This window comes from Streptococcus parasanguinis, from assembly GCF_001578955.1.
Taxonomy (GTDB): Bacteria; Bacillota; Bacilli; order Lactobacillales; family Streptococcaceae; genus Streptococcus; species Streptococcus parasanguinis_U.
The window spans coordinates 38,769-42,606 of sequence record NZ_KQ969692.1 but is presented as its reverse complement, the minus strand read 5'-3'; the positions used below and the strand labels follow the sequence as shown (position 1 = coordinate 42,606).

The window sequence follows — 3,838 nt, the reverse complement described above, 5'->3', positions numbered from 1 at the left end:
GGGAGAAATATTCCATAGATTATGTAGTTATAAAGGTGTTGAGATTATCGAAGGCCATTTAATGCCAGATCATGTTCATATGTTGGTAAGCATTCCACCTAGAATTAGTGTTGCAAGCTTCATGGGATATTTAAAAGGTAAAAGTGCTCTAATGATGTTCGATAAACACGCAAATCTGAAATATAAGTTTGGAAATCGACATTTTTGGGCAGAGGGATATTATGTAAGTACAGTTGGCCTCAATGAAGCCACAATAAAGAAATACATTCAGGAACAAGAGCGAAAAGATATTGCTTTAGATAAGTTGAGTGTAAAAGAATATGAAGATCCCTTTAGGGATAGTGGCAAGTAGTACGTATACCTCTTTGAGAGGTCTGTGACGAGTCAAATGCAATAAGGCTTGAACAAAGTGAAAGCCAACGTCTTTAGGCGCTGGCTAGTTATCTGGGCTTATAGCCCTGGTACAAACCACCCGTTTGACGGGTGGTCATGATTAGGCTTAGAAAGGAACCAGATGACATTTGTAGCGATTCGAGAGTTTTTAAAGCTTCAAGGAATTCACTACCAGACACCGGCAAAGGCAGGGGGGCTAGCCTCGGAGATGGAGCAGTATCGTGCACTGGCTCAAGCGGCTCGTAAGGAATTCACCGATTTAGTCTCAGCCTTTCAGAAGCGTCACCCTTACTTGGAGCAGGATCGGACTAGCCAATGGATGAACCAGGCTCAAGTCTTGCGGCCTCATTTTTGGGCCTATCTAAAAGGAGAAGGGACGATGGCAGAACCCATGTTTGCTTTGAGACTTTATGGAGACGCAGTTGATTTTGGTGTTTCCTTAGAGGTGAGCTTTATCGAGCGAAAAAAAGACGAGCAGAGTCTTCAAAAACAACATAAGGTTCTCGTCCTTCCTATCTCTCAGCCGGTTTATTATTTCGTCCAGAAAAATGGAGAGAGTCAAAGGGTAGAAGGAACAGAAAAAAATCGCCATGATCTGTTGCAAGCAGCAGCAGAAGGGGCGGTTCGTAAGGTCCTCGTCAAATACGATATTTCTCTAGTTGAGGAAGATTCTCTTGAGGATATCCTGGATCAGTTGCAAAGGGCGCTGGTGGCTCTGGAACCCTATTACTTGGCAACCCGTCAGGTGTAGAAAGGTTTTCTCCGACCTGTATTTGCAACAATTTTGCCATAGCTATTGACAAATAGAGTTGAATCCGATAGAATAGTAAAGTATGTTTAGTAACTGATCACAACTAGCCGGCTAAACGAATACAAAATCTATGAGGAGGTATTCATCGTGAAACGTACTTATCAACCAAGTAAACTTCGTCGTGCGCGCAAACACGGATTCCGTAACCGTATGTCAACTAAAAACGGTCGTCGCGTATTGGCAGCTCGTCGTCGTAAAGGACGCAAAGTTTTGGCTGCGTAATTCAGATAAAAACCTAAAAACCAGTAGAAACTCGAGACTACTGGTTTTTGTTTTGTCCGAAAGTGAATTTAGAGGCGCTTTCTGCTATAATAGAAAGAAGAAAAACTCGGAAGAAAAGGAAGATCATGCAGATTTTTGATACCCACACCCATCTCAATGTGGAAGAATTCGCAGGAAAAGAACAAGAAGAGCTCGATTTGGCCAAGGAAATGGGCGTTGTAGCCCATAATATCGTTGGTTTTGACAAACCGACGATTGAGCGAGGAATAGCCTTGGCAGACCAGCACCCAGAACTCTATCTCACGCTGGGTTGGCACCCCACTGAGGCAGGCGATTATAGTCCTGAAGTGGAGGCCTATTTACTTGAACAGTTGAAACATCCCAAAGTCGTCGCACTCGGAGAAATCGGTCTGGATTACCACTGGATGACGGCACCAAAAGATGTCCAAGAAAAGGTTTTTCGTCGTCAGATTCAATTGTCTAAGGACTTGGACCTCCCCTTTGTGGTGCATACACGCGATGCTTTAGAAGATACTTATGCCATCATCAAGAGTGAAGGAGTCGGTCCTCGCGGTGGGATCATGCATTCTTTCTCAGGAAGTCTAGAAGAAGCCAAACGCTTCATGGATCTGGGAATGATGATCTCCTTTTCTGGAGTAGTGACGTTTAAGAAGGCAACAGATGTCCAAGAAGTGGCAGCTGGCCTTCCGCTCGAGAAGATCTTGGTTGAAACAGACGCCCCTTACCTGGCACCAGTTCCCAAACGTGGTCGGGAAAATAAAACAGCCTACACTCGTTATGTGGTAGATTTTATTGCAGAACTACGTGGCTTAACAACAGAAGAAGTGGCTCAGGCAACCTATGACAATGCAAGAAAGGTATTTGGCCTTGACTGAGAAAAGAAAAATACCAGAAGTGATTGTCGTGGAGGGCAAGGACGACACAGCCAATCTCCGTCGTTTTTATGAGGTGGATACCTATGAAACGCGAGGCTCTGCAATCGATCAAGATGACTTGGAACGAATTGCTACCTTGCAAGAGTTGCGAGGGGTCATTGTCTTTACCGATCCAGACTATAATGGCGAGCGAATTCGCAAGATCATTATGCAAGAGGTGCCCCAGGCCAAACATGCCTTTTTAAATCGTGGCGAAGCAGTCCCCAAATCCAAGACCAAGGGGCGTTCCTTGGGAGTGGAGCATGCCAGTTTTGAAGACTTAGAAAAAGCCCTAGCTGGACTTGTGGGCTCCTATGAAGATGAGAATTTCTTTGATATCACAAAGACTGACTTGATGCGTCTCGGCCTATTGATGGGCAACGATAGTCGCAAACGACGGGAATATCTAGGAGAAGCCTTGCGCATCGGCTACTGCAATGGCAAGCAATTGATCAAACGCTTGGAGTTGTTTGGAATTTGTTTGGCCCAAGTCGAAGAGGCGATGGCCCGTTATTAAGACGGAAGTAGAGGGGATCCTTTACTCTTAAACTGATTAGAAAAGAGAAAAGAGAAAAATGAGAATTGCAGATTATAGCGTGACCAAGGCAGTGCTGGAGCGTCACGGTTTTACCTTTAAAAAATCCTTCGGTCAGAACTTCTTGACCGATACCAACATCCTTCAAAAAATTGTGGATACGGCAGAGATTGATAAGCAAGTCAATGTCATCGAAATTGGTCCTGGAATTGGAGCTTTGACTGAGTTCTTGGCGGAAAATGCGGCAGAAGTCATGGCCTTTGAGATCGATGACCGCTTGGTTCCCATTTTGGCGGATACCTTGCGGGATTTTGACAATGTCACGGTTGTCAACCAAGACATCCTCAAGGTAGACCTCAACCAGTACATCGCAGAGTTTAAAAACCCAGACCTTCCGATTAAGGTAGTGGCCAATCTTCCGTATTACATCACAACTCCCATCCTCATGCACTTGATCGAATCCAAGATTCCTTTCCAAGAATTTGTGGTCATGATGCAAAAAGAGGTGGCAGACCGCATCTCAGCTGAGCCCAACACCAAGGCTTATGGTTCTTTATCCATTGCAGTCCAATACTATATGACTGCTAAGGTAGCCTTTATTGTGCCTCGCACCGTCTTTGTGCCAGCACCAAACGTCGACTCTGCCATCCTCAAGATGGTCCGTCGTGAAAAACCAGCAGTAACCGTCAAGGATGAAGATTTCTTCTTCTCTGTCAGCAAGGCTAGCTTTGTCCACCGCCGCAAAACGCTTTGGAACAACTTGACCAGTCGCTTTGGCAAGACTGAAGATATCAAAGCAAAACTAGAAGCAGGAATCCAAGCTGCAGGCCTTCAACCTTCTGTACGAGGAGAAGCTCTTAGCTTAGAAGACTTCGCCCGCCTAGCAGATGGCCTTCTAGAAGCAGGAATAAAATAACAGAAAAGACATGAGCTTCATAACTC

The 3,838-nt window shown here is 45.0% G+C and carries 6 protein-coding genes; all 6 read left to right on the top strand.

From position 1 onward, the window contains the following. Positions 1-352: IS200/IS605 family transposase (gene tnpA / locus SPADD19_RS08525; RefSeq protein ID WP_061455786.1), on the top strand; the 352-nt coding region annotated here is incomplete at its 5' end. Between the two features lie 162 nt (positions 353-514). Next, the gene (locus SPADD19_RS08520) at positions 515-1,144 is read left to right on the top strand and encodes a hypothetical protein (protein WP_049517813.1); all 630 of its coding nucleotides are present in this window, start codon (positions 515-517) and stop codon (positions 1,142-1,144) included. Positions 1,145-1,291: 147 nt separating this feature from the next. Continuing rightward, positions 1,292-1,426, top strand: a complete 135-nt coding sequence (gene rpmH / locus SPADD19_RS08515; protein ID WP_000831905.1) for a 50S ribosomal protein L34 — start codon at positions 1,292-1,294, stop codon at positions 1,424-1,426. Positions 1,427-1,551: 125 nt separating this feature from the next. Then, complete coding sequence (locus SPADD19_RS08510; protein WP_049517812.1) at positions 1,552-2,322, top strand: TatD family hydrolase; 771 nt, start codon at positions 1,552-1,554, stop codon at positions 2,320-2,322. Then, complete coding sequence (gene rnmV, locus SPADD19_RS08505; RefSeq protein WP_179943959.1) at positions 2,294-2,878, top strand: ribonuclease M5; 585 nt, start codon at positions 2,294-2,296, stop codon at positions 2,876-2,878. Before SPADD19_RS08510 ends, rnmV begins: the two co-directional genes overlap by 29 nt. Positions 2,879-2,936: 58 nt before the next feature. Then, positions 2,937-3,812: a 16S rRNA (adenine(1518)-N(6)/adenine(1519)-N(6))-dimethyltransferase RsmA gene (rsmA, locus tag SPADD19_RS08500; RefSeq protein ID WP_045764078.1), complete on the top strand. Its 876-nt coding sequence runs from the start codon at positions 2,937-2,939 to the stop codon at positions 3,810-3,812. Positions 3,813-3,838 lie beyond the last annotated feature (26 nt).